At 69.2% G+C, this 22,499-nt stretch carries 23 protein-coding genes; 13 read left to right on the top strand and 10 right to left on the bottom strand.

Annotated features, from left to right (window positions below; genetic code table 11):
- Positions 1-57: 57 nt before the first annotated feature.
- Both ASG12_RS16270 and ASG12_RS16265 read left to right on the top strand, forming a co-directional pair.
- The gene (locus tag ASG12_RS16270) at positions 58-1,089 is read left to right on the top strand and encodes a patatin-like phospholipase family protein (protein ID WP_055791799.1); all 1,032 of its coding nucleotides are present in this window, start codon (positions 58-60) and stop codon (positions 1,087-1,089) included.
- A 5-nt stretch (positions 1,090-1,094) separates the two neighbouring features.
- Positions 1,095-1,658 carry a GNAT family N-acetyltransferase gene (locus ASG12_RS16265; protein WP_055792230.1) on the top strand — a complete coding sequence of 188 codons (564 nt, stop codon included), beginning with the start codon at positions 1,095-1,097 and terminating at the stop codon, positions 1,656-1,658.
- On the opposite strand, the gene ASG12_RS16260 is transcribed toward ASG12_RS16265, so the two are convergent.
- From ASG12_RS16260 to ASG12_RS21765, 3 genes are read right to left on the bottom strand one after another with little or no spacing between them, the layout of a single operon-like run.
- Positions 1,646-2,371 carry an amino acid ABC transporter ATP-binding protein gene (locus tag ASG12_RS16260; RefSeq protein WP_055791795.1) on the bottom strand — a complete coding sequence of 242 codons (726 nt, stop codon included), beginning with the start codon at positions 2,369-2,371 and terminating at the stop codon, positions 1,646-1,648. The two genes, ASG12_RS16265 and ASG12_RS16260, sit on opposite strands and share 13 nt — an antisense overlap.
- Positions 2,371-3,219 carry an amino acid ABC transporter permease gene (locus tag ASG12_RS21770; protein ID WP_055791793.1) on the bottom strand — a complete coding sequence of 283 codons (849 nt, stop codon included), beginning with the start codon at positions 3,217-3,219 and terminating at the stop codon, positions 2,371-2,373. The genes ASG12_RS16260 and ASG12_RS21770 overlap by 1 nt, the downstream gene beginning before the upstream one ends.
- Positions 3,216-4,103: an ABC transporter substrate-binding protein gene (locus ASG12_RS21765; protein ID WP_055791790.1), complete on the bottom strand. Its 888-nt coding sequence runs from the start codon at positions 4,101-4,103 to the stop codon at positions 3,216-3,218. The genes ASG12_RS21770 and ASG12_RS21765 overlap by 4 nt, the downstream gene beginning before the upstream one ends.
- A gap of 101 nt (positions 4,104-4,204) precedes the next feature.
- Between ASG12_RS21765 and ASG12_RS16245 the strand changes: the two genes are divergently transcribed.
- The 10 genes from ASG12_RS16245 (at position 4,205) to ASG12_RS16200 (ending at position 13,786) form a co-directional block, all read left to right on the top strand.
- Positions 4,205-5,416, top strand: coding sequence for an MFS transporter (locus tag ASG12_RS16245; protein WP_055791786.1), 1,212 nt, complete (start codon positions 4,205-4,207; stop codon positions 5,414-5,416).
- A gap of 20 nt (positions 5,417-5,436) precedes the next feature.
- Positions 5,437-6,657, top strand: coding sequence for an arginine deiminase (arcA, locus tag ASG12_RS16240; RefSeq protein ID WP_055792227.1), 1,221 nt, complete (start codon positions 5,437-5,439; stop codon positions 6,655-6,657).
- A gap of 19 nt (positions 6,658-6,676) precedes the next feature.
- Complete coding sequence (locus ASG12_RS16235; protein ID WP_055791783.1) at positions 6,677-7,036, top strand: GntR family transcriptional regulator; 360 nt, start codon at positions 6,677-6,679, stop codon at positions 7,034-7,036.
- Between the two features lie 229 nt (positions 7,037-7,265).
- Positions 7,266-8,894, top strand: coding sequence for a BCCT family transporter (locus ASG12_RS16230; RefSeq protein ID WP_045822222.1), 1,629 nt, complete (start codon positions 7,266-7,268; stop codon positions 8,892-8,894).
- Between the two features lie 64 nt (positions 8,895-8,958).
- On the top strand, positions 8,959-10,056 hold the full coding sequence (locus ASG12_RS16225; RefSeq protein WP_055791780.1) for an ATP-binding cassette domain-containing protein: 1,098 nt from the start codon (positions 8,959-8,961) through the stop codon (positions 10,054-10,056).
- Positions 10,053-10,709, top strand: a complete 657-nt coding sequence (locus ASG12_RS16220) for an ABC transporter permease (protein WP_235457174.1) — start codon at positions 10,053-10,055, stop codon at positions 10,707-10,709. The genes ASG12_RS16225 and ASG12_RS16220 overlap by 4 nt, the downstream gene beginning before the upstream one ends.
- The gene (locus tag ASG12_RS16215; protein ID WP_055791778.1) at positions 10,706-11,440 is read left to right on the top strand and encodes an ABC transporter permease; all 735 of its coding nucleotides are present in this window, start codon (positions 10,706-10,708) and stop codon (positions 11,438-11,440) included. Before ASG12_RS16220 ends, ASG12_RS16215 begins: the two co-directional genes overlap by 4 nt.
- Before the next feature lie 63 nt (positions 11,441-11,503).
- The gene (locus tag ASG12_RS16210) at positions 11,504-12,412 is read left to right on the top strand and encodes an ABC transporter substrate-binding protein (protein WP_055791775.1); all 909 of its coding nucleotides are present in this window, start codon (positions 11,504-11,506) and stop codon (positions 12,410-12,412) included.
- A gap of 84 nt (positions 12,413-12,496) precedes the next feature.
- The gene (locus tag ASG12_RS16205) at positions 12,497-13,087 is read left to right on the top strand and encodes a hypothetical protein (RefSeq protein WP_055791771.1); all 591 of its coding nucleotides are present in this window, start codon (positions 12,497-12,499) and stop codon (positions 13,085-13,087) included.
- Positions 13,088-13,186: 99 nt separating this feature from the next.
- A complete protein-coding gene (locus ASG12_RS16200; RefSeq protein ID WP_156378140.1) occupies positions 13,187-13,786 on the top strand; it encodes a hypothetical protein in 600 nt (199 codons plus the stop codon).
- A gap of 13 nt (positions 13,787-13,799) precedes the next feature.
- On the opposite strand, the gene ASG12_RS16195 is transcribed toward ASG12_RS16200, so the two are convergent.
- On the bottom strand, positions 13,800-15,296 hold the full coding sequence (locus tag ASG12_RS16195) for a dolichyl-phosphate-mannose--protein mannosyltransferase (protein WP_443089105.1): 1,497 nt from the start codon (positions 15,294-15,296) through the stop codon (positions 13,800-13,802).
- A gap of 127 nt (positions 15,297-15,423) precedes the next feature.
- Between ASG12_RS16195 and rsmI the strand changes: the two genes are divergently transcribed.
- Positions 15,424-16,311: a 16S rRNA (cytidine(1402)-2'-O)-methyltransferase gene (gene rsmI, locus ASG12_RS16190; RefSeq protein ID WP_055791765.1), complete on the top strand. Its 888-nt coding sequence runs from the start codon at positions 15,424-15,426 to the stop codon at positions 16,309-16,311.
- Positions 16,312-16,320: 9 nt separating this feature from the next.
- Here rsmI and ASG12_RS16185 read toward each other — a convergent pair whose 3' ends face one another.
- From ASG12_RS16185 to ASG12_RS16160, 6 genes are all read right to left on the bottom strand, one after another.
- Positions 16,321-17,520: an aminodeoxychorismate synthase component I gene (locus ASG12_RS16185; protein WP_082502065.1), complete on the bottom strand. Its 1,200-nt coding sequence runs from the start codon at positions 17,518-17,520 to the stop codon at positions 16,321-16,323.
- 1 nt (position 17,521) lies between these two features.
- Positions 17,522-19,072 (bottom strand): methionine--tRNA ligase, encoded by a 1,551-nt coding sequence (gene metG, locus ASG12_RS16180; RefSeq protein WP_055791763.1) that lies wholly within the window; start codon positions 19,070-19,072, stop codon positions 17,522-17,524.
- Between the two features lie 34 nt (positions 19,073-19,106).
- Positions 19,107-20,018 carry an alpha/beta fold hydrolase gene (locus ASG12_RS16175; protein WP_055791759.1) on the bottom strand — a complete coding sequence of 304 codons (912 nt, stop codon included), beginning with the start codon at positions 20,016-20,018 and terminating at the stop codon, positions 19,107-19,109.
- Positions 20,019-20,036: 18 nt separating this feature from the next.
- The gene (locus ASG12_RS16170) at positions 20,037-21,122 is read right to left on the bottom strand and encodes a glycerophosphodiester phosphodiesterase family protein (protein WP_055791757.1); all 1,086 of its coding nucleotides are present in this window, start codon (positions 21,120-21,122) and stop codon (positions 20,037-20,039) included.
- Positions 21,123-21,193: 71 nt separating this feature from the next.
- Positions 21,194-21,688, bottom strand: coding sequence for a GNAT family N-acetyltransferase (locus ASG12_RS16165; protein WP_055791754.1), 495 nt, complete (start codon positions 21,686-21,688; stop codon positions 21,194-21,196).
- 48 nt (positions 21,689-21,736) lie between these two features.
- A complete protein-coding gene (locus ASG12_RS16160; protein WP_082502064.1) occupies positions 21,737-22,324 on the bottom strand; it encodes an LGFP repeat-containing protein in 588 nt (195 codons plus the stop codon).
- Positions 22,325-22,499: the final 175 nt, after the last annotated feature.

Here is a 22,499-nt window from a genome sequence, read left to right as displayed (position 1 = left end):
GGTCGGTGTGGCGTGCCCGACAGTTCCCTGACCGCCGACGACTCGTAGTCTGGCGTCGTGAGCAGAACAACCGTCGCTGTTGCATTGGGGAGTGGCGGTGCCAGGGGCTATGCCCACATCGGGGTGTTGCAGGTCCTCGCCGAGCACGACTACGAGATCGTGGCGATCGCCGGTTCGTCGATGGGTGCGCTGATCGCCGGACTGCACGCGGCCGGCCGCCTCGACCAGTACACGACATGGGTGCAGGGCCTCAATCAGCTCGACGTGATGCGCCTGATGGACGTGTCCCTGTCGGCGCCGGGCGTCATCCACGCCGCGAAGATCCTCGACAAGGTGCGCGAGATCCTCGGAGTGGTCCAGATCGAGGACCTGCCGATCCCGTTCACGGCGGTGGCCACCGACCTGACCTCGGGGCGGCCGAAGTGGTTCCAGAAGGGACCGGTCGACACCGCGATCCGCGCGTCGATCGCGATCCCGGGTGTCATCACCCCGTACGTCCACAACGGTCGCGTGCTGGTCGACGGCGGCATCCTCGACCCCGTGCCGATCGCGCCGCTCGCCGCGGCCGGCGCCGATCTGATCATCGGCGTCGATCTCGGCGCCGACACCGGCGGCATCGACTCCGAGGTCGCCGACACCCCCACCGCGACGGTGCCCGGTGCGATCGAGGCGATCCGACAGGCCGCGTCGCCGATCCTCGACCGCGACTTCGTGCGCTCCATCGTCGACCGGTTCGCCGGCGACCCCGGCGCCAACGACGCCGACACCGTCGACGCGGACAGCCTCGACGCCGAGGCCGACTCGTCGGCCCGTCGCCACCCCGAGACCGAGTCGCGCGTGATCACCAGTCCGGCGGACGACTCCTCGGTCCGCAAGCTCAGCCGGTTCACCGTCATGGATCGATCGCTCGACATCATGCAGGAGGCGCTGGCGCGCTATCAGCTCGCGGCATTCCCCCCAGACCTGCTGATCGAGGTGCCGCGCACCGCCATCCGCAGCCTCGACTTCCACCGCGCCGGCGAGATGATCGACCTCGGTCGCACCCTCACCGAGCGCGCACTCGACGATCTGCAGACCCGCCGCTGGTGATGCCGATGCGGGTCTCGTCGCAGTCGACGTTCACCTTCCGTCCGGTGACCCGGGCGGATTACGCACTCGTCGGTGGGTGGCTCGCCTTACCCGAGGTCGAACGGTGGTGGAACCAGGCGCACGATCCCGCGTCGCTCGAGAAGCAGTTCGGACCGGTGATCGACGGTGAGACCCCCGCCGAGGATCTCGTGGTCGAGGCCGACGGCCGACCCATCGGACTCCTCCAACGCTGCCGGATCGCCGATTTCGACGAGTACGCCGACGAACTCGCACCGGTCATCGGACCGGTCGGCACCACGACCTACACGATCGACTACCTGATCGGGGTCCCCGAACTGCTCGGCCGCGGGATCGGTCCCGGGATCATCACCGCGGCGAGCGCCGACACCTTCGCCCGACACCCCGACGCCGAGCGGATCGTCGTCCCGGTGGTCGCCGCCAACCGCCGCTCGTGGCGCGCACTCGAGAAGGCCGGCTTCCGCATCGTCGCGAGCGGGGAACTCACCCCGGACAACCCGATCGACGACCGCGCCCACCACATCCTGGCGCTCGACCGTCAGCGCAGGTGACGGGCCAGGAACTCGGCGGTGCGCGGGCTGCTCGGCGCCGTGAAGATCTGCTCGGGCGGACCGGACTCCTCGATCGCGCCGTCGGCGAGGAACACGACCCGGTCGGACACCTCGCGGGCGAACGTCATCTCGTGGGTGGCCATCACGATCGTCATCCCGTCGGCGCGCAGGCCGCGGATCACGTCGAGCACCTCGCCGACGAGCATCGGATCGAGCGCGGAGGTGATCTCGTCGAGCAGGAGCACCCGCGGGCGCATCGCGATGGCGCGGGCGAGAGCGACCCGCTGCTGCTGTCCACCCGACAGCGCGTCGGGGTAGGCGTCGGCCTTCTGCGCCAACCCGACTCGGTCGAGCAGGGCGAGCGCCTCGGTGCGGGCCTCGGCTCGCGACACACCGAGCGCCCGGACCGGCCCCAGGGTGATGTTGGCCAGCACCGACAGGTGGGGGAAGAGGTTGTATGCCTGGAAGACGATGCCGATCGATCGACGCACCTCGTCGGCGTCGACGCGGGGATCGGTGATCTCGCGGTCGTCGAGGAAGACGTCGCCGTCGTCGACCTCCTCGAGCAGGTTCAGGCATCGGAGCAGCGTCGACTTGCCCGACCCCGACGCCCCGATGAGGCACACGACCTCACCCTCGGCGACGTCGAGATCGACACCGCGCAACACCTCGTGACCGCCGAACGACTTGCGGATCGCACTCGCGCGCAGCATCAGATGCCGTTCTCGCGGCGCAGCGACCGCACCGTCAGGTAGTCGGTCAGTCGGGCGAGCGGGATCGTGGCCACGATGAAGAAACACGCCGCGACCACGTACGGGGTGAACACGAAGTCGCGGCCCGAGATCACCTGGGCCGCACGCAGTGACTCGACGAGCCCGATCGTCGACAGCAGTGCGGTGTCCTTCTGCAGCGACACGAAGTCGTTGAGCAGGGGCGGGGCCACCCGTCGCAACGCCTGCGGCAACACCACATGGCGCAGGGTCTCCGCGTACGACAGACCGATCGCGCGACCGCTGGCCCACTGCGACGGGTGGACCGAGAGGATCCCGGCGCGGATCACCTCGGCCACGTAGGCGCCGTAGCTCAGCGTCAGGGCGATCACGCCGAGCCAGAACAGGCTCGTCGGCAGACCGGTGAGTTCCAGCGCAGGCACGCCGAACCCGACGAGCAACACGATGAGGAGGGTGGGCGTCCCGCGGAAGACGTCGGTGTAGACGACGGCGATCACCTTCACCGGGGCCAGCGCGGGAGCGGGGATCACCCGGATCACCGCGATCAGCAGACCGAGCACGAGCACCGCGACCTCGACGGTGAGGAACAGGCGGATGTTGAGCACGAACGCCGACGCGACGTCGCCGAGGGAACCGACGGCGTCGTCGTAGTCGAAGAACGTCGCCCGCACGCGATCCCAACCCGGTGAGGCCAGCACCACCCCGACCAGGGCGCCGAGGACGACGATCGTCGACACCGACGCGACGGTCGCGCGGATCCGGTTGCGTCGCTGTCGGTATCGCTCGCGTTCGCGTTGTCGCGCGCTGCGGGCGGGGGCGGCCTCGGTCACCGGAGTTCGGGGACGCTGGTCGCCTGGGTGAGCCAGCGGTCCTGCAGGCGGTTCAGCGTGCCGTCGGCGCTCAGGGCGTCGACCGCGGCCGAGACACAGGGTGTGAGCGCACTGCCCTTCGACAGGAGCAGCCCGAAGCGCTCCTGCTCGCCCTTGGTCGGCTGGAACTCCCCGACGATCTTCGCGCCGGTGAGCTCGGCGGAGGTGAGGTAGTACGCGGTGGGGAGATCGGCGACGATGGCGTCGACCTGTCGGTTCTGCAACGCCTGCCCGGCCTTCGACGTGTCGTCGTAGACCAGCGGTGCGGTGGTGGGGGCGATCTGGTCGATCGCGGTGAGCGAGGTGGTCGCGATCTGCGCACCGAGCTTCGCGCCCTTCAGGTCGGCCAGCGATGTCGCGCCCGCGTACTTCGAACCCTGCAACGTGATGATGGCCTGTGAGGCCGAGTAGTACGGGCTCGAGAAGTCGACCGCCTTCGCGCGCTGGGCGGAGATCGAGAACTGGTTGATGTCGAAGTCGAAGTTCTTCTTCCCGGGCTGGATCACCTGGTTGAACCCGGCCTTCGTCCAGGTCACCTGGTTCTTGGCGAACCCCAGCTTGTCGGCGACGGCGTAGGCGACCGCCGACTCGAAGCCCCCACCGTTGGTGGGTGTGTTGTCGACGAACCACGGCGAGTACGCCGGGTCGTCGGTGGCGACGGTCAGGACGCCGGGTGTGGTCAACGCCAGCGAGCCCGGACGGCAGTCGGCCAGCGACGTCGACGACGACGCAGGCGCCGAGGCATCCCCGGAATCCGACGCGGGCGCACACGCGGCGGCCGCGGCGGTGAGCGCGAGGACGGCGGCCACACTCAGAAGGCGGGGGAGGGTGCACGAGATACGCATCCAGAGATCGTAGAGACGTCCGGCGATTTTGGTGCAGGGGCGCCCATCGTCGACGATCGGGGTATGGCCGCACACCCGAGTCCCCGTCCCGAGCGACGCCGGTGAAGCAGATCCCCCGCGGCATCTGGGTTCTGCTCGCCGCGAACGTGGTGATCGCGCTGGGCTACGGGCTGATCGCGCCCGCCCTGCCCACCTTCGCGCGCAGCTTCGACGTGTCGGTGGCCGCGGCCACGGTGATCGTGTCGGCCTTCGCCATGATGCGGCTGGTGTTCGCGCCGGCCAGCGGCAAGTTGGTGTCGTGGCTGGGTGAGCGCCGCGTCTACCTCACGGGCCTGCTCATCGTCGCCGCGTCGACCCTCGCGTGTGCCTTCGCCCAGACCTATTGGCAGCTGCTGGTGTTCCGCGGGCTCGGCGGCATCGGCTCGACGATGTTCAGCGTCTCGGCGCTCGCCCTGCTCATCCGTCTCTCACCGCCCGACATCCGCGGTCGCGTCTCGGGCTTCTTCAGCGGCGGTTTCCTGCTGGGCAACATCACCGGACCGCTGATCGGCGCCGGGCTCGTGAGCTACGGACTGCGCCTGCCGTTCGTGGTCTACGCGATCGCGCTGCTGATCGCCTCGGCGGTGGTGGCGACCGCTCTGCGCGACGTGGGGGGCCGACCGGTCGCCGGCAGCGGGCCCGTCATCGATCCGATGGGTCTGCGGGAGGCCCTGCGCGACAGGACCTATCGGGCCATCCTCGCCTCGAGCTTCACCCAGGGTTTCGCCAGCCAGGGTGTGCGTGTCGCGCTGGTCCCGCTGTACATCGTCTACGGGCTCGACGAGTCGAGTGCGTGGTCGGGTGTGGTGCTCGCGATCTACGCCGCGGGCAACGTTGCGTCGATCCTGCTGGCGGGACGGCTCTCCGACCGCTACGGCCGCAAACCGATCATGCTGCCGGGCCTGGCGCTGATGTCGGGGGCGACGCTCGTCCTCGGTTTCAGCGGGTCGCTGTGGGTCGCCGGCGTGCTGAGCTTCGTCGCCGGCACCGGCTCGGGTCTGTTCGCCCCCACCCATCAGGCGGCGCTCGCCGATCTGCTCGCCGCGCGCGGACAGGGCGGCACGGCGCTGGCGGCGTTCCAGATGATCTCCGACGTCGGCGCCGTGAGCGGACCGATCCTCGCCGGACTGATGGTCGACCACGCCGGTGGCTACGGTCCCGCGTTCGCGCTCACCGGTGCGGTCCCGCTGGTGGCCCTGGCGCTGTGGGCCTTCGCGCGCGAGACCGCGCCCGTTCGGGTGGGTGCCGCCGCGTCCGAGGCGCACTCGCCCTGAACGAGCACTACCGTGATCCCATGGACAACGCGCTGGGGTCTGATTCGGAGGTGGGCAGGCTCCGGACGGTGATGCTGCACCGCCCCGGTGACGAACTGCGCCGCCTCACCCCCCGCAACAGCGACCAACTGCTGTTCGACGGACTGCCGTGGGTCGACCGGGCCCAGGAGGAGCACGACGGGTTCGCCGAGGTGCTCCGCGAGCGCGGGGTCGAGGTGTTGCTGCTCGGCGACCTCCTGGTCGAGACGATCGAACGCAGCGGCGCCGCTCGCATGCAGGGGATCGCCGCCGCGGTCAGCGCGCGCCGGCTCGGACACCATCTGGCCGACGAACTCACCGGACACCTGCGGACCCTGGCCCCACACGATCTCGCGTCGGTGCTGACCGCGGGGATGACCTTCGACGAACTCCCCGAGAGCCCGGCGGCGGCGCGGTCGTCGCTGGTGCGGCGGATGCACCACGGCGTCGAGTTCGCGATCGACCCGCTGCCCAATCTGCTGTTCACGCGCGACAGTTCGTTCTGGATCGGCGCGCGGTTCGCCATCACCAGTCTCGCGTTGCCCGCGCGTAGCCGCGAGACCTCGCTGACCGATCTCATCTACGCCCACCACCCTCGCTTCCGTGGCGCCCGTCGGGCCTACGAATCGCACAGCGCGCCGGTCGAGGGTGGTGACGTCTTGTTGCTCGCGCCCGGTGTCGTGGCCGTCGGGGTGGGGGAGCGCACCACCCCCGCCGGAGCGGAGGCGTTGGCGCGCAGCCTGTTCGACGACGAGCTCGCTCACACGGTGCTCGCGGTGCCGATCGAGCAGCGCCGCGCGTCGATGCACCTCGACACCGTGTGCACCATGGTCGACGTCGACGCCGTGGTGATGTACCCCGCCATCCAGGACACGTTGTCGGCCTTCACCATCCGGCGCACCGGCGGACGCGGCGAGCACCCCAGCGTCACCGGGCCCGCGCCGTTCGTCACCGCCGCGGCCGAGGCCATGGGCATCGAGAAGCTGCGCGTGATCGACACCGGACTCGACGCGGTGACCGCCGAACGCGAACAGTGGGACGACGGCAACAACACCCTCGCGCTCTCGCCGGGTGTCGTCGTCGCCTACGACCGCAACGTCGAGACCAACCGGCGCCTGCGCGATTCCGGGATCGAGGTGCTCACCATCAGTGGCAGCGAACTCGGTTCGGGGCGAGGCGGTCCGCGCTGCATGTCGTGTCCGGTCGCCCGGGATCCGTTGTGACCGCGAGGGGAACGGCCCGATGAAGATCACGATCGACCCGGGGTCGCCGGTCGCACCCTACGAGCAGGTGCGGATGCGGATCATCGAGCTGGTCGGATCCGGTGGTCTGCTGGTGGGCACCCGCCTGCCCACGGTGCGCGCGATGGCCGAGCAACTCTCGATCGCGCCGAACACCGTCGCGAGGGCCTACCGCGAACTCGAGTCGGCGGGGGTCATCGAGACGCGAGGCCGCAACGGATCCTTCATCAGGGCGCGGTCGGATTCGGCGACACAGCGTGCGCAACGTCTCACCGTCTCCCATGTGGCTGCCCTGCGTGCGCTCGGTGTCGACGACGAGGCGATCGCATCGATGTTGCGCACAGCCCTGGACACCGACTGATCGGGCCGTTCGCGCAGACCCGAACGTGACCGCGGCACCCCCGGTGTTACGGGTGGGTGTCCATTTCTGCGGTTCGTTTGTCCGATCTGCCGTTGTGCTGCGACAGTGGGTTATGGCTGTTTCGACCGGTACGCACTCTCCCGACGCCCACGGTGACGCCTCGCCGACGGCGACCCACCCCGCATCGACGCAGGTGGCGCCCGATCCACACGCGGGCGAGGGCGGCCGGATGCGGGTCGATTTCGTGGTCTTCGGGGTGACCGCGGCGCTGGTGGTGGCGTTCCTGGTGTGGGGCATCGTGGACAAGACGAGCCTCAAGGACGTCACCCGCACCATCCTCGACTGGATCACCGACAACCTCGGCTGGATGTTCATCCTCTCGGCCACCGGGTTCGTGCTGTTCGCGATCTTCCTGGCGGCCAGCAAGTACGGCAAGATCCCCCTCGGCCGCGATGGTGAGAAGCCCGAGTTCCGCACCGTCAGTTGGATCGCGATGATGTTCAGCGCCGGCATGGGCATCGGTCTCATGTTCTACGGCGCCTACGAGCCGCTCACCCACTTCAGCACCGCGCCCCCCGGGACCGAGGGGCAGAACGTGGGTGTCGCCATGGCCACCACCATGTTCCACTGGGGTTTCCACCCCTGGGCGATGTACGCCGTCGTCGGACTCGCGATCGCCTACAGCACCTACCGATGCGGCCGCGGCCAGCTCATGAGCGCGGTGTTCGCGCCCCTGCTCGGCCACCGCGCGAACGGGTGGGGCGGCAAGGTCATCGACATCCTCGCGATCTTCGCGACGCTCTTCGGCACGGTCGCCTCGCTGGGCCTCGGTGCGGCACAGATCGGTTCGGGTTTCGAGGAGCTCAACTGGGCGGGCGAGAGCGGAAAGCTGTTGCTGGTCGGCATCATCGCGGTCCTGACCGCGGCGTTCGTCGCCTCCGCGGTCTCCGGTGTCGCCAAGGGCATCCAGTGGCTGTCGAACATCAACATGGTGCTCGCGATCGTGTTGGCGCTGTTCATCTTCGTCGTCGGCCCGACCGTGTTCATCCTCAACGTCATCCCCACCTCGCTGGGCAGCTACGCCCGTGAGATCACCGCCGACGCCGCGCGCACCAGCGCCAACACCGACGCCGCCGGGCAGCAGTGGCTGTCGGACTGGACGATCTTCTACTGGGCCTGGTGGGTCTCGTGGACGCCGTTCGTCGGCATGTTCCTGGCCAAGATCAGTCGGGGTCGCACCATCCGCCAGTTCGTGGTGGGCGTCATGGTGGTGCCGTCGACGGTGTCGCTGGTGTGGTTCGCGATCTTCGGTGGCACGGCCATCAGTCAGCAGATGAACGGAAAGGGTTTGGCGGACAGCCCGAACGAGGAGTCGCAGCTGTTCGACATGCTCGGCAACCTGCCGTGGGCGGGCATCGCCTCGGTCCTCGTCATGGTCCTCGTCGCGATCTTCTTCGTCTCCGGCGCCGACTCGGCGTCGCTGGTGATGGCGACGCTGTCCGAACGCGGACGCGCCGAACCTTCCAAGGGGGTGACCGTCTTCTGGGGTGTGCTGACCGGCGCCGTTGCCGCACTGCTGCTCTGGGTGAGCGGCGACGACGCGTTGCAGGGCATCAAGACGATGGCGATCATCGCGGCGCTGCCGTTCGTGATCGTGATGATCGTGATGTGCGTGTCGCTGTACAAGGACCTGCGCCGCGACCCGCTGATCCTCGCCGAGAAGCACCGCAGCGACGGACTCGAGGACAAGCTGCGCGTCCACGCCAACACGATCGCCGCCACCGACGACACCAACGACGTGTTGCCGTCGGACGATCTGCCCGTGGACACCTCGCTTGTGCGCGAGGAGAAGGTCTGACGTTATACGGTCGGTAGGTTCCCATCTTCTGGGAGCCGGAGACCGACAGTGACGAAGGACGACCATGATCGAGTTCGAGCGGGTCTCGAAGACGTATCCCGACGGGACGGTCGCGGTCGACGGTCTCGATCTGACCGCCCCGAACGGTGAGATCACGGTCCTGGTCGGGCCGTCGGGATGTGGCAAGACCACGACGATGCGGATGGTCAATCGCCTGATCGACCCGACCGAGGGTCGCATCACCCTCGACGGCACCGACACCGCGTCGATCGACGCGGTCACGCTGCGTCGCCGCATCGGGTACGTCATCCAGAACGCCGGTCTCTTCCCGCACCGCACCGTGGTCGACAACGTCGCCGCGCTGCCGCGACTGCTCGGGGGTGGCAAGAAGCAGACCCGTGCCGCGGCCATGGATCTGCTCGAACGCGTCGGGCTCGACGCGACGTTCGCCAAGCGGTACCCCTGGCAGCTCTCCGGTGGACAGCAACAGCGTGTCGGTGTCGCCCGAGCGCTCGCGACCGATCCTCCGTTCCTGCTGATGGACGAGCCCTTCAGCGCCGTCGACCCCATCGTGCGGGCGCAGCTGCAGGACGAGTTCCTGCGTCTGCAGGCCGACATCTCGAAGACCATCATCCTGGTCACCCACGACATCGACGAGGCGCTCAAACTCGGTGACCGCGTCGCGGTACTGCGTCAGGGTGGCCGGCTGGCCCAGGTCGCCACACCGGCCGAACTGCTCGAGGCGCCTGCTGACGCGTTCGTCGCCGACTTCGTCGGCAGCACACGGGGATACCGCTCACTCGGCTTCCGGTTCGGCGACGACGAGCTCATCCCGCAGACCGAGCCGACGGTCACCCTCGGCGAACCCGTCGGTGAGATCGACGGCCGCTGGGCCCTGGCCGTCGGTGCCGAGGGCCGACCGGTCGGGTGGGTCGACGCCTCGGCGGTCGGGACCCGCGCGGTGGAGTCGCACGACATCAACCTCGCCGGCACGGTCGCGCGCGCCGACAGCCCGCTGCGCGAACTGCTCAACTCGGCGCTGTCGAGTCCGGCGGGCCGTTGCGTGATCGTCGACGACGACGGTGTCCTCGTCGGTTCGGTGACCGACACCGATGTGCTGGCGGCGATCCGCCGGGCGCGGGCGAGCGAGGGTGCGGCGTGAGCAAGATCCTCGACTGGGTCGGTGACAACTACGGGTTGGTGTGGTCGCTGACGGTCAGCCATATCTGGCTGACGCTGATACCCACCGCCATCGGTCTGCTGATCGCCCTGCCGCTGGGCTGGTGGGCGTATCGCTCGCGCCGCAGCTACACCCCGATCGTCGGTGTCGCGGGCCTGTTCTACACGGTGCCGTCGCTGGCGCTGTTCATCTTCCTGCCGCCGATCATCGGCACGAAGATCCTCGATCCCATCAATGTCGTTCTGGCGCTGACGATCTACACCGTCGCACTGCTCGTGCGCGTCGTCGCCGACGGGCTGGCGTCAGTGCCCGTGGAGACCGTTCTCGCGGCGCGCGCCATGGGGTACCGCACGTGGCAGATCCTGTTCCTGGTGGAGCTTCCGGTGGCGGTGCCCGTGATCAGCGCCGGACTCCGGGTCGCGGTCGTGTCGAACGTGTCGATCGTGACCCTCGCCGCGCTGCTGGGCATCTCGCAGCTCGGGTCGTTGTTCACCCAGGGCCTTCAACTGCAGCTCTACGGCCCACTGGTGTCGGGCGTGGTGATGTGTGTGGTGCTCGCGGTGATCTTCGACGTGGCGATCCAGGTCGCGAACCGCATCGCCACCCCCTGGCGTGAACGGGTCGTGACCTCGTGAACGTTCCCGGCTGGTTCGCCGACAGCTCCCACTGGACCGGACCCGACGGCGTGCCGGCCCAGATCGGCCATCATCTCGTCTACACCCTGCTCGCACTGGGCATCTCGCTGGTGATCGCCGTGCCGCTCGGGATGTTCGTCGGCTACACCGGTCGCGGCGGAGGACTCGTGGTGGGGTCGGCCAACGCCCTGCGCGCCCTGCCCACCCTCGGTGCGCTGGTCCTGCTGTTCCTGCTCATCTCCTCGAGTGTCAGCGGACAGGCGGTCTACCTGATCCCGACGACCGCGGTGCTCGTTCTGCTCGGCGTGCCACCGATTCTCGCCGGCACGTACGCGGGCATCCAGAACGCCGACTCGGGCGCGGTGGGCGCCGCGCGGGCGATGGGCTACACCCGCGCCCAGATCCTGGTCCGCGTCCAGTTGCCGTGTGCTCTGCCGCTGATGCTGTCCGGGATCCGCAGCGCGACACTCCAGATCGTCTCGACCGCCACCGTCGCGGCCTACGTCGGTCTGCAGGGTCTCGGTCGGTTCATCCTCGACGGGCGCGCCGAGGCCGATTTCACGAAGATGACCGCAGGCGCCATCCTCGTCGCGGTCCTCGCGATAGCGTTCGAGGTGTTGTTCGCCCTGATCGGTCGATACACGATCTCGCCCGGTCTGCGACGCTCCGAGGCCTCGACGACCCGTTCGCGCCCCTCGCCGGCGATCCCGGTGGCGGCACCGGGCACCTGACCCCTCGCCCGCGCACCCGTCTCACTACGTCCACCCCAGCGTCACCACACCGAGGAGAACCCCATGAAGAAGACCACCCTGGTCGCGGCCGCCATCGCCGCCGCGACCGTCATGACCGTCTCGGCGTGTGGTGGCGACCCGCTCAACAGCAGCACCGATCAGTCGGGCTCGTCGGGCTCGCAGATCATCATCGGGTCGGCGGATTTCACCGAGAGTCAGCTCGTCGGTGAGATCTACGCCCAGGCCCTGCAGTCCAAGGGTGTCGCGGTCAAGACCCAGTTCAACATCGGCAGCCGCGAGGTGTACTTCACGGCGCTGAAGGACTCCTCGATCGACCTCGTCCCCGAGTACACCGGCGCGCTGCTGAAGTACCTGGACGAGAAGTCGACGGCGTCGACCCCGCAGGCGGTCGACGCCGAGCTCACCCAGAAGCTGCCCGAGGGCATCGTCGGTCTCACGCCCTCGCCCGCCGAGGACAAGGACGCCATCTGCGTCACCCAGGACACCGCCTCGAAGTACAAGCTGTCGAAGGTCTCCGACCTCGCGCCCGTCGGCGGCGAACTCGCGTTGGGTGCGGCGCCGGAGTTCAAGACCCGCGTGCAGGGTGTGGTCGGCCTCAAGGACGTCTACGGCGTCACCTTCAAGAGCTTCGTACCGCTCGACGCGGGCGGCACCCTCACGATGAACGCGCTCACCAGCGGACAGGTGCAGGCAGCGAATCTCTTCACCACCGACCCGGGCATCGCCAAGAACAAGCTGGTCGCCCTGACCGACGACAAGTCGCTGTTCTCGGCGCAGAACGTGTTGCCCGTCATCAAGAAGTCGAAGCAGACCGACACCGTCACCACCACCCTGAACGCGGTGTCGGCCAAGCTGACCACCGCCGACCTGATCACCCTCAACGGTCAGGCCGCCGACGGCACCAAGCCCGCCGACATCGCCAAGCAGTGGCTGGCGGCACACCCCGTCTGATGTAGGGGACGTGGTCCTTTCTCGCGCGAACGATCTCGTGGTACTTTTTGATACCGGACATTCGCGACAGATGGAGACCACGTGATGACACGCACCAGCCGTAGCGCCCCGATCAGCCGCCGCGGCCTGACCGCCGCGATCGCGACGCTCGCCGCCACGGCGGGGGTCGTGGTCGGCGTCGCGCCCGGCGCCGCCGCGCCCACCACCGGTTCGGCGGCGCTGCTGCCCCCGAACACGGTGCTGTCGCCGCCGTCGCTGCTCAACGCGCCGTACGTCGACATCCTCGCCGCGAGCGTCGCCTATCGACCGGCGCTGGGTCGGGTGTCGGCCACGGTGTTCCTCCGTGGTGCGCCGGCACCGGCTGCGCTCGGCGGTCCCGCCTACAGCATCACCCTGCGTGGCCCGGTCATCGGACGGGGCGCGTCGATCGGTGCCGGCGTGGTCGGCGTGCCTGCGCGCGGTTCGCTCGCGGTGGACCGTACCGGGTCGGGGCAGGACACCGTCGTGCCCGCCCGCATCTCCTACAACGGCGCCTCGGTGGTCGTCACCGCCACCGACGACCGCCTGGCGAACCTGCCGCTCACGGCGTTCGAGATCACCGCGACCAGCGCGGGCAACGGGACGGTCACCAGCCCGCTCGGCGTCGACAGGGTGTCCGGCCGACTGGGTGGCTGAGCGGCCGACGGAGGAGTCCGCGTGATGTCGTTCGGCACGGGCGTGCGAACTGCAATACTTCTCCGGACACGTCCGTTCGGAACTGCCTCAGGGGTTTGTATGCATCGCACTGCTCGTCGTTCCGTCGCTCGTCTGTCCGCCGTCGTGCTCGCCGGGGTGGCCGCGGCGACGGGGGTGGTGACCGCCGCCGGTCCCGCGTCGGCGGCGTCGGTGACGGTGCGGTCCCCTATCGAGGCGGTCGTCGGCAGCGTCGACGTCACCTCGACCACGGTCGACTACGACCGCGCGACCGGTCGCCTCGACATGACGATCGTGGTGCGCACCAAAGCCGGTGTCGGGCGGGGTTACGGGCCCAACTATTCGGTACTGCTCTACGGGCCCCGCAACGTCCGTGGTGGCACCGGTCAGGCCGTGGCCGCGATCTCGGCGATCGGACGCCCGTTGCTCAAGGGCTTCCCCGTCCGCCCGGGCACCCCGGTTCCCGTCCCGCTGATCGTCAACCCGGTGGGCACCGATCAGGACCAGATCGTCCAGGTGCCAACGCGCATCATCGGCAACCGCGTGGAGTTCCGCGTCACCGACAACCGGTTGAAGAACCTGCCGCTGCGCTACTTCGACGTACAGACGAGCCTCGATCGCAACTTCGTGGGCGGCGACTTCGCCACCACGGACACCGTCCGCGGGCGTCTGCCGAACTGATCGCCGGGCGGGGTCACCGCCAGCTGGGCAGCCACATCTGCATGTTCCACATGTGCAGCGACAGTGGCGATCCGGTGAGGATCGGCCACATCCACACGAAGTTCATGATCACCAGGCCGATGTAGATCGACGCGATGATCGCGCCCAGCATGCGGCGTTCCCGGCCGAAACTCGCCCATCGCCCGTCGGCGCCGAGCAGGTCACCGACGCACAGCGCCAACCCCATGATCAGGAACGGTGCCATCGCGGTGGCGTAGAAGAAGTACATCTGACGGTCGAGGTTGGCGAACCAGGGGAGCCACGCCGCGCCGTAGCCGACGATGACGACCGCGTACCGCCAGTCGCGACGCAGGATCCACCGCCACAGACCCCAGAGCAGCATCGGGAACGCCAGCCACCACATGGCGGGGGTACCGATCAGCATCTGCACGCGGATGCACTCTCCGCCGCCACACCGGTCGGGGCCGTTCTGCACGGCGTAGAGCATGGGGCGCAGGCTCATCGGCCACGTCCACGGCTTCGACTCCCACGGGTGGTGGTTGCCCGCGGAGTTGGTGAGTCCCTCGTGGAACTTCAGGATCCCGGCCTCGTAGTACCAGAGCGACCGGAAGGCGCCGGGCACCCACGAGAACGGGCCGCCGTAGCCGACGGAGTTGCCGACCTCGTAGCGGTAGACCGACGTCTCACCGGCGAACCACGGCGCGAAACTACCAAGGTAGACCATGATCGGCACCGCGCCGAGACTGAACCCGGCCGGGATCACGTCACGACGCAGTGTGCCGAGCCAGGGGCGCTGCACGTGGTACGCCCTGCGGTTGGCGATGTCGAAACCGACCGACAGCAGCAGGAAGAACAGCACGAAGTAGATGCCCGACCACTTGGTGGCGCATCCGAGCCCGAGCAGCACCGCGGCGCCGAAACGCCACCAGCGGAAGCCCAACCGGGGCCCGAACGGTGAGTCGGCCATGCGGCCCTCGACCGACACCCGATGCAGCCGGGCGCGCATCTGATCGCGGTCGGCGACCAGCGCCGCCATCGCGCCGAGCACGAAGAAGATCTGGAAGATGTCGAGCATCCCCACGCGCGACGACACGAACGTCACACCGTCGACGATCATGAACACGCCCGCGATGGCACCGATCAGCGTGGAGCGCGCGACGCGGCGGGTGAGTCGGTAGACGATGAGGACCATGACGATGCCGACCACCGCGGACATGAAACGCCAGCCCAGCGGGGTGTAACCGAAGAGACCCTCGCCGGCGGCGATGAGCCACTTGCCCACGGGCGGATGCACCACGAGGCCGTAGGCGGGGTTGTCCTCGATCCAGTTCCCGCCGGTGAGCACCTGCCAGGCCTGGGGCACGTAGTGCTTCTCGTCGAACACCGGGGTGCCGTTGTCGGTGGGGCTGGCCAGCCCCCAGAACCGGGTGATCGCGGCGATACCGGTCAGCACCGCGGCGACGATCCATCCCCGCTTGCGGTCGTCGGCGCCGAACACCGGGGCGGGGATCGACGGCCCCGGACGCCGGCCGAGATCTTCCGCCGCGCCACCGTCGTCGGTCGGGCCGTCGTAGCGGTCGACCGCGTCGGTGATCGGAGGCGCGAGGGTCACGTGCTCGATCGTAGGCTGTGCGGTGATGACGACGACGGATGACGCAGCGCACGAACGGTCCGATACCGGACAGACGTCTCGAAACGGGCGCGGTGTGTTGATCCTGGCGGCGACCCCGATGGGTCAGCCCGGCGACGCCTCCCAGCGGTTGCGCGACGCTCTGCACACCGCCGACGTGGTCGCCGCCGAGGACACCCGTCGGACACGGTCGCTGGCCTCCGCGCTGGGCGTCGAGATCACCGGACGCGTCGTCAGCTACTACGACCAGGTGGAGGCCCAGCGCACCCCGGGGCTGCTCGCCGACATCGACAACGGCCTCACCGTGCTGCTGGTCACCGACGCGGGCATGCCGTCGGTGAGCGATCCCGGGTACCGATTGGTGCTGGCGTGCGCGCAGGCCGACCTGCCCATCACGTGCCTGCCGGGACCGTCGGCGGTGACCACTGCGCTGGCGCTGTCGGCTTTGCCGGTCGAGCGGTTCTGCTTCGACGGGTTCGCGCCCCGCAAGTCCGGCGCGCGTAAGTCGTGGCTGGCCGAACTGGTCGACCAGCCGCGCACGGTCGTCTTCTTCGAGTCCCCGCATCGGCTCGCCGACTGCCTCGACGACGCCGTCGAGGTGCTGGGGCCGACCCGTCGCGCCGCGGTGTGTCGGGAGCTGACCAAGACCTACGAGGAGGTCCGGCGCGGTCCGATGGCCGAACTCGCCCGGTGGGCGCACGACGGCGTGCGCGGAGAGATCACCGTCGTGATCGAGGGCGCGCAACCGGTGGTGGCCGATCTCGAGACCCTCGTCGACGCGGTGGAGGCACTCGTCGCCGACGGTGCGCGTCTCAAGGACGCGTGCGCCGAGATCGCCGCGCGCGGTGGCGCCGGTAAACGCGAGCTGTACCAGGCGGCGTTGGCCCGTCGGTGACCGTGGCGGTCAGCCCCCGATGTGCCGCAGGCCGATGATGCTGGCGGCCTTGTCGAGGCATTCCTGCCACTCACGATCGGGGTCGGAGTCGATGGTGATGCCGCCGCCGACGCCGAGCTGCATCGAGTTGTCCGGGGCGATCTCGACGGTGCGGATGGCGACGTTGAGATCGAGATCGCCGTCGGGTGCGACGACGCCGATCGCGCCGCAGTAGACGCCGCGGGCGTCTGTTTCCCATCGCCGCAGCAACTCTCGCGCGCGCACCTTGGGTGCCCCGGTCACCGACCCCGGCGGGAACGTCGCGTCGAGCAGTTGTGTCGTGCCCACCGCGGAGGTCACCCGGGCGGCGACGCTGGACACGAGGTGCCAGACCCCCGGTGCCGGCCTGGTCACCAACAGTTCCGGCACCGTCACCGATCCCGCGACGGCCACGCGTCCGAGGTCGTTGCGGACGAGGTCGACGATCATGATGTTCTCGGCGACGTCCTTGACCGAGGTGAGCAGCGCGGCCGGGTCGCTCGAGGCGGGCACGGTGCCCTTGATGGGACTCGACACGACGTCCTCACCCGTGCGCCGCAGGAAGGTCTCCGGGGAGAACGACACCACCGAGCCCCACGCGCCGGAGAGGAATGCCGCCTTGCGCGGGGCCAGTGCCGCGATGCCGGTGCGCGCCACATCGATGGCCGCGCCGCGCAAGTCGCCGCGGTAGCGGGTACAGACGCACGCCTGGTAGACCTCACCGGCCCTGATCGCGGCCAGGCAGGCGTCGATGGCCTCGTCATGCGGCTCGCGTGGGGGAGCGGTCCACGAGGTCGTCCACGGCCGGGGCGGATCGGCGGCGGGAATCGCGGTGAGGCATGTTCGAATCCAGTCGGGGCACGGTGCTCCGGTGATCGTCCGATAGGCCCACCGATCGCCGTCGTGCACGAGCACCCCGTCGGTCACGCCTCCGACGGCCGCGGGCAGGGCGGCCTCGGCGACGCGGTCGGGGAACGACACGTGGCCGAACCACCACCCACGCGGCCGATCCGGCGGCGCGACCCCCGCGTCGAGACGGATCGAGGGTGCGATCACCGCGGCGTGGCCCAGCCAGTCGCCGATCACCGCGGCGGGTCCGGGCCGACCCGCGAGCCGCGTCGCGTCGTCGAGTCGACCGAGCACGTCGACCGGAGCGGGCCCGGGACCGAGGTCCTCGGCCGCGTGGGTCACGTCAGCTCTTGGTGTCGTACCGCGGGAACACCGGCGACGGCGCGGGCAATGTGACACCCGCGGCGAGGCGGTCGGCCATCGAGGCGAAGGTGCGCGATCCGGCGTCGACGGCGAGGAGATCGAGGATCTTCCCGGTGGCGTCGGGCATGACCGGCTGGGCGAGCAGCGCGACGATGCGCACCACCTCGGCGCACACCCACAGCACGGTTCCGGCACGCTCGAGATCGACCTTCACCAGCTTCCACGGTTCCTGCGCCGAGATGTAGCGGTTGGTCTCGGCGAGCACCTCCCACAGGGCCTCTAGCGCGAGATGCAGTGCCTGGGAATCGAACTCGGTGCGCACCTTCTCGAGCAGGCCGTCGGCTCGGGCGAGCAGCGCGGCGTCGTCGTCGGTGAGGGCACCGGGCGTCGGCACGGTGTGGTCGTAGTTCTTGCCGATCATCGACAGCGACCGCTGCGCCAGGTTGCCGAGCTCGTTGGACAGGTCGGCGTTGATGCGCGCGACGATCGCCTCGTGGCTGTAGGACCCGTCCTGCCCGTACGACACCTCGCGTAGCAGGAAGTACCGCAGCGGGTCGAGGCCGTACTGCTCGACGAGGGTGTACGGATCGACGACGTTGCCGACCGACTTCGACATCTTCTCGCCCTTGTTGAACAGGAACCCGTGTGCGAACACACGTTTCGGCAGCTCGATGCCCGCGCTCATCAGGAACGCCGGCCAGTACACGCAGTGGAACCGGACGATGTCCTTGCCGATGATGTGCAGGTCGGCGGGCCAGAACCGGGCGAACGCATCGGAGTCGGTGTCCGGGAAGCCCACGCCAGTCAGGTAATTGGTGAGGGCGTCGACCCACACGTACATGACGTGGTCGGGATCGCCGGGCACCGGTACACCCCAGTCGAACGTGGTGCGCGAGATCGACAGGTCACGCAGGCCGCCCGCGACGAAGCTCGCCATCTCGTTGCGCCGCGTGGGCGGTCCGATGAACTCCGGGTGCGACTCGTAGAGCTCGAGGAGCTTGTCCCCATACGCCGACAGTCGGAAGAAGTAGCTCGATTCCTCGGTCCACTCCACCGGGGTCCCGGTCGCGGTGGCCGTGCGGCTGCCGTCGGGCGCCACGGTCAGTTCGTCGTCGGCGTAGTAGGCCTCGTCGCGCACCGAGTACCAGCCGCTGAACGTGTCGAGATAGATGTCGCCGTTGTCGGCCATCCGCTGCCAGATCGCCTGCGACGCCGTCGTGTGGTCGTCGTCGGTGGTGCGGATGAACCGGTCGAAGCTGCTGCCGAGCGCGCGCTGCAGATCACGGAACGCGGCGGCATTGCGGTCGGCGAGGGCTCGGGTCTCGATGCCCTGCGCCGCCGCGGTCTGCTGCATCTTCTGCCCGTGCTCGTCGGTGCCGGTGAGGAAGAAGACGTCGAACCCGTCGAGCCGCTTGAACCGGGCGATCGCGTCGGCCGAGATGTACTCGTAGGCGTGCCCGATGTGCGGTACGCCGTTCGGGTAGGCGATCGCGGTGGTGATGTAGAACGGTGTCTTCGCTGCCGATGCCATGGTGGGAAGAGCCTATCGGTCGACCCGTGCGGGCTCAGGCGCGGCGGAAGTTCGCGAACAGTTCCGAGGTGATCTGAGGCCACAGCGGCTCGGGCAGATCGTGGCCCATGCCGTCGATGAGGACCAGCTTCGACCCGGTCACCGCGTGCGCGATGGCCTTGCCGCCCGAGGGCCGCATCAGACCGTCGGCCTTCCCGTGGATGACCACGGTCGGCGCGGTGACCTTCCGGGCGTAGCGCCGCAGGCTGCCGCTGCCCATCACCGCGGTCATCTGCCGCATCACCCCGGCCGGGTTGTGCGACCGGTCGTGGTACTCGGTGGCCATCGCCAGCGCATCAGCGTCGCTCAGCGGATACCCGGGACTGCCGATGGTCTGCATCGCCTTCGCCGACCCGGCGATGTACTGCTCGCGGGTGGCGCCCTTGCCCGGACCCGAGATCAGTGCGAGCAGCTTGCGGGGATCGGGCGGGGGGAGCAGGGCCTGCAGCGTGCTGGAGAACAGGATCGCGAGCGACAGGACGCGCTCGGGATACTTCCCGCCGACGACCTGCGCGATCATCCCGCCCATCGACGCCCCGACCACATGGGCACGCTCGATGCCGAGATGGTCGAGGACCCCGATGGCGTCGGCGGCCATGTCGGGGACGGTGTAGGGCACCGAGCTGCCGATGCCCAACTCGGTCTTCACCATCCGGGCGATCATCGACCCGCCGACACGGACACCGTCGAGGTGGGTCGACAGACCGATGTCGCGGTTGTCGAAACGGATGACACGCAGGCCCTCCGCGGCGAGCAGCTCGCAGAACCCCGACGGCCACATGGTGAGTTGCGCGGAAAGGCCCATGATCAGCAGCACCGGCGGGGCGTCGAGGTCGCCGGCGTCCTCGTAGTAGATGTCGAGGTCGCCGACGCGAGCGGTTCCGGTGCGGGTGTCGTTCCGACTCATCCGACCGACGCTAGCGGCTCACCGAACCGGTCGCGGGAGCGGCAACCCCTTCGACGCCAGCACCGCGCGCAGGCGGTCGGGGTAATCGGTGATGAGGCCGTCGACACCGAGGTCGATGAAGTGGGCCATCGTCGCCGGGTCGTCGACGGTCCAGGGGATCACCGCCAGGCCGGCGCGATGGGCGTCGGCGACCATCCGCGCGTCGGGGTAGGGCAGGAAGCCGGCGTCGCCGATGGCGCCGTCCTGCGGGGTGCCCTGCACCGGCGAGATGGCGGTGATGCCGGGGATCGCGCGGGCGGTGCGCACCAGGTCGCCGCCGAGGTCGTCGGCGTCGAGACCGCCGAGCCACGGTGAGCGTCCCGGTTGGCCGACCTGGAGGAAGTCCTTGTTGGTCAGCGCGATCAGGGGCAGTCGGGGGTCGAGTCGGTGCATGACCTTCAGTGCGCCCCAGTCGAAACTCTCGATGCTGATCTGGCGGGCGAGGCCCGACCGGGCGATCTCGTCGTGGACGCGACCGACGAACAGTTCGCGCGGTTGGGTCTGCTCGGGCGATCCGGCCTCGACCTTCGTCTCGATGTTCATCCGCACGCCGAACGCCCGACGCTCGCGGATGAGGGCGAACAGCTGGTGCAGTTCGAGGAGTTTCGCGCCGGGGACACGTCGCTGGTTCGGGAACTGCGGCAGCTGTCGGTAACCGCAGTCGAGAGTGCGGATCTGCGCGAGGGTGAGGTCGCGGATGTAGCGGCCGACGTACGGGAACTGAGGGTCGCGGGGGGTCGCGGGCGCGGTGTCGCGGCATTTGTCGCTCGAGATCTGGCGATCGTGGGAGATCACCACCCGGAGATCGCGGGTGACCTGGGTGTCGAGTTCGAGGGTGGTCACGCCGAGTCGCATCGCGGTGTCGAATGCCTCGAGCGTGGACTCGGTCGTCAGCCCGATGCCACCGCGATGGGCCTGCAGGTCGAAGGCGCGGCGGGGTTGTCCGTGGTCACCGGGCCGGGCGTCGGCGAGGCCCGCCGTCGACGACGCGATGGTCGCGGTGACGAGCACCGCCGCGAGGAGGGTCGCGCGCCGTCGCGCGGCGCGGAGGCGAGGGGAGAACATGCGCACCGACGCTAACGGCCTCCGGCCAACCCGACGCGAACCGGCGGTGACCACCGGGCGACACGCGATGGTCAGTGCCGTGTGCTCGGCACGGCCTTGCCGAAGCAGCGACTCAGTGGACTGCTCGCGTATTCGCCGAACGCGTCGATCGGGGTGTAGCCGACGGCGACGTACAGCGCGATGGCCTCCGGCTGTCGGATGCCGGTCTCGAGCACCACGCTGGTCATACTGCGCTCGCCCGCGCGCTCCTCGAGGGCGGTGACCAGCCGGGCCGCGATCCCGCGGCGCCGACCGTCGACGTGCACGAACATCCGCTTGATCTCGCCGCGGCCGCCGCCGATGTCGCGGAGCCCGACGCAGCCGACTCCCCGGCCGTCGACTCGGGCGACGAAGTACTCCGCGCCGGCGACGACCGGGTCGGGGGAGTAGTCGGGGTAGCGCTCGTTGAGGTCGGCGACGCACGCGGTCAGCAGTGCGACGAGGTCGGGATCGGAGGGGTCGACGAGTCGATCGATCGTCACCGACCCCGTCGCGGCGTCGGGGTCACGGGCGTCACCAGATGTCATCGTGAGCCGACGCTACGCGGGTGCGTGATGACGATCGGCTCGGCGTGATCAGGGGAAGTAGATGACCCCATTGGCGAACCGCTGCAGGAACGTGTTGTTGCCCAGGCGGATCTCGTCGCTGACCGGCAGACCGACGGCGGAGTTGACGCCGCCCTGCGCACGCCACTTCGACAGGATCCCGCCCCAGATCTGGTGGGCGCCGGTGTTCTGCGACCAGTAGATGGTGCCGCCCTGGAAGATGCTGACCCGCGCGGGTCCCTGCCCGAATTCGTTGGTGACCGGGTAGCCCAATGCGCCGTTCTCCCAACGCAGCGATGCCCACTTTCCGCGGATGGCGCCGCTGATCTGGTGCGCACGCCCGTAATCGACGCCGGCGTTCCAGTAGAACGCCGTGTCCTTGGCGAACACCTGGAACCGGCCGTTGTTGCGGGCCCGCAGTTCCTCGCTGCGCGGTCCGCCCCACTTGTCCAGGCCTCCGCTCTCGAAGTAGGCCTGCTCGATGCGGCCACCGACGTTGACGCCGTCGAGGATCGTGTCCGCGGCCGCAGCCCCCGCTCCCTGCCCGATCACAGTCATGCCCGCGATCCCCGCTGTCGTCAGAACGGCCGCCAGGCGCTGCTTCGTCGTCGTTCTCATCGCTATCTCCTCGGTTCAGGCCTTCGATCGGTGTCGGCCGATCGCCGCAGCCCGCGACGATGGGTACTTTTCTGTACCAACGCGTGCTTGCTCTCACTATCGGTGTGAGCGGTGAGGTGTTACAGGCTCCGGACACGGTCGGTGGCCGGGTCGGTCCGCTCGGAGGCGGAACGTA

Origin of the sequence: Williamsia sp. Leaf354, assembly GCF_001424365.1 — a bacterium.
Classification (GTDB): domain Bacteria; phylum Actinomycetota; class Actinomycetes; order Mycobacteriales; family Mycobacteriaceae; genus Williamsia_A.
Note: the sequence above shows the minus strand (reverse complement) of the source record. Positions and strands in the feature narration are given on the sequence as shown.

Bases quoted from the DNA above. Each gene is read 5' to 3' on its own strand.
- ASG12_RS16265 (WP_055792230.1), top strand. From the start codon at position 1,095: ATGCGGGTCTCGTCGCAGTCGACGTTCACCTTCCGTCCGGTGACCCGG.
- ASG12_RS16260 (WP_055791795.1), bottom strand. From the start codon at position 2,371: ATGCTGCGCGCGAGTGCGATCCGCAAGTCGTTCGGCGGTCACGAGGTG.
- ASG12_RS21765 (WP_055791790.1), bottom strand. From the start codon at position 4,103: ATGCGTATCTCGTGCACCCTCCCCCGCCTTCTGAGTGTGGCCGCCGTC.
- arcA (WP_055792227.1), top strand. From the start codon at position 5,437: ATGGACAACGCGCTGGGGTCTGATTCGGAGGTGGGCAGGCTCCGGACG.
- ASG12_RS16235 (WP_055791783.1), top strand. From the start codon at position 6,677: ATGAAGATCACGATCGACCCGGGGTCGCCGGTCGCACCCTACGAGCAG.
- ASG12_RS16230 (WP_045822222.1), top strand. From the start codon at position 7,266: ATGCGGGTCGATTTCGTGGTCTTCGGGGTGACCGCGGCGCTGGTGGTG.
- ASG12_RS16225 (WP_055791780.1), top strand. From the start codon at position 8,959: ATGATCGAGTTCGAGCGGGTCTCGAAGACGTATCCCGACGGGACGGTC.
- ASG12_RS16210 (WP_055791775.1), top strand. From the start codon at position 11,504: ATGAAGAAGACCACCCTGGTCGCGGCCGCCATCGCCGCCGCGACCGTC.
- ASG12_RS16205 (WP_055791771.1), top strand. From the start codon at position 12,497: ATGACACGCACCAGCCGTAGCGCCCCGATCAGCCGCCGCGGCCTGACC.
- ASG12_RS16200 (WP_156378140.1), top strand. From the start codon at position 13,187: ATGCATCGCACTGCTCGTCGTTCCGTCGCTCGTCTGTCCGCCGTCGTG.
- rsmI (WP_055791765.1), top strand. From the start codon at position 15,424: ATGACGACGACGGATGACGCAGCGCACGAACGGTCCGATACCGGACAG.
- metG (WP_055791763.1), bottom strand. From the start codon at position 19,072: ATGGCATCGGCAGCGAAGACACCGTTCTACATCACCACCGCGATCGCC.
- ASG12_RS16175 (WP_055791759.1), bottom strand. From the start codon at position 20,018: ATGAGTCGGAACGACACCCGCACCGGAACCGCTCGCGTCGGCGACCTC.
- ASG12_RS16170 (WP_055791757.1), bottom strand. From the start codon at position 21,122: ATGTTCTCCCCTCGCCTCCGCGCCGCGCGACGGCGCGCGACCCTCCTC.
- ASG12_RS16165 (WP_055791754.1), bottom strand. From the start codon at position 21,688: ATGACATCTGGTGACGCCCGTGACCCCGACGCCGCGACGGGGTCGGTG.
- ASG12_RS16160 (WP_082502064.1), bottom strand. From the start codon at position 22,324: ATGAGAACGACGACGAAGCAGCGCCTGGCGGCCGTTCTGACGACAGCG.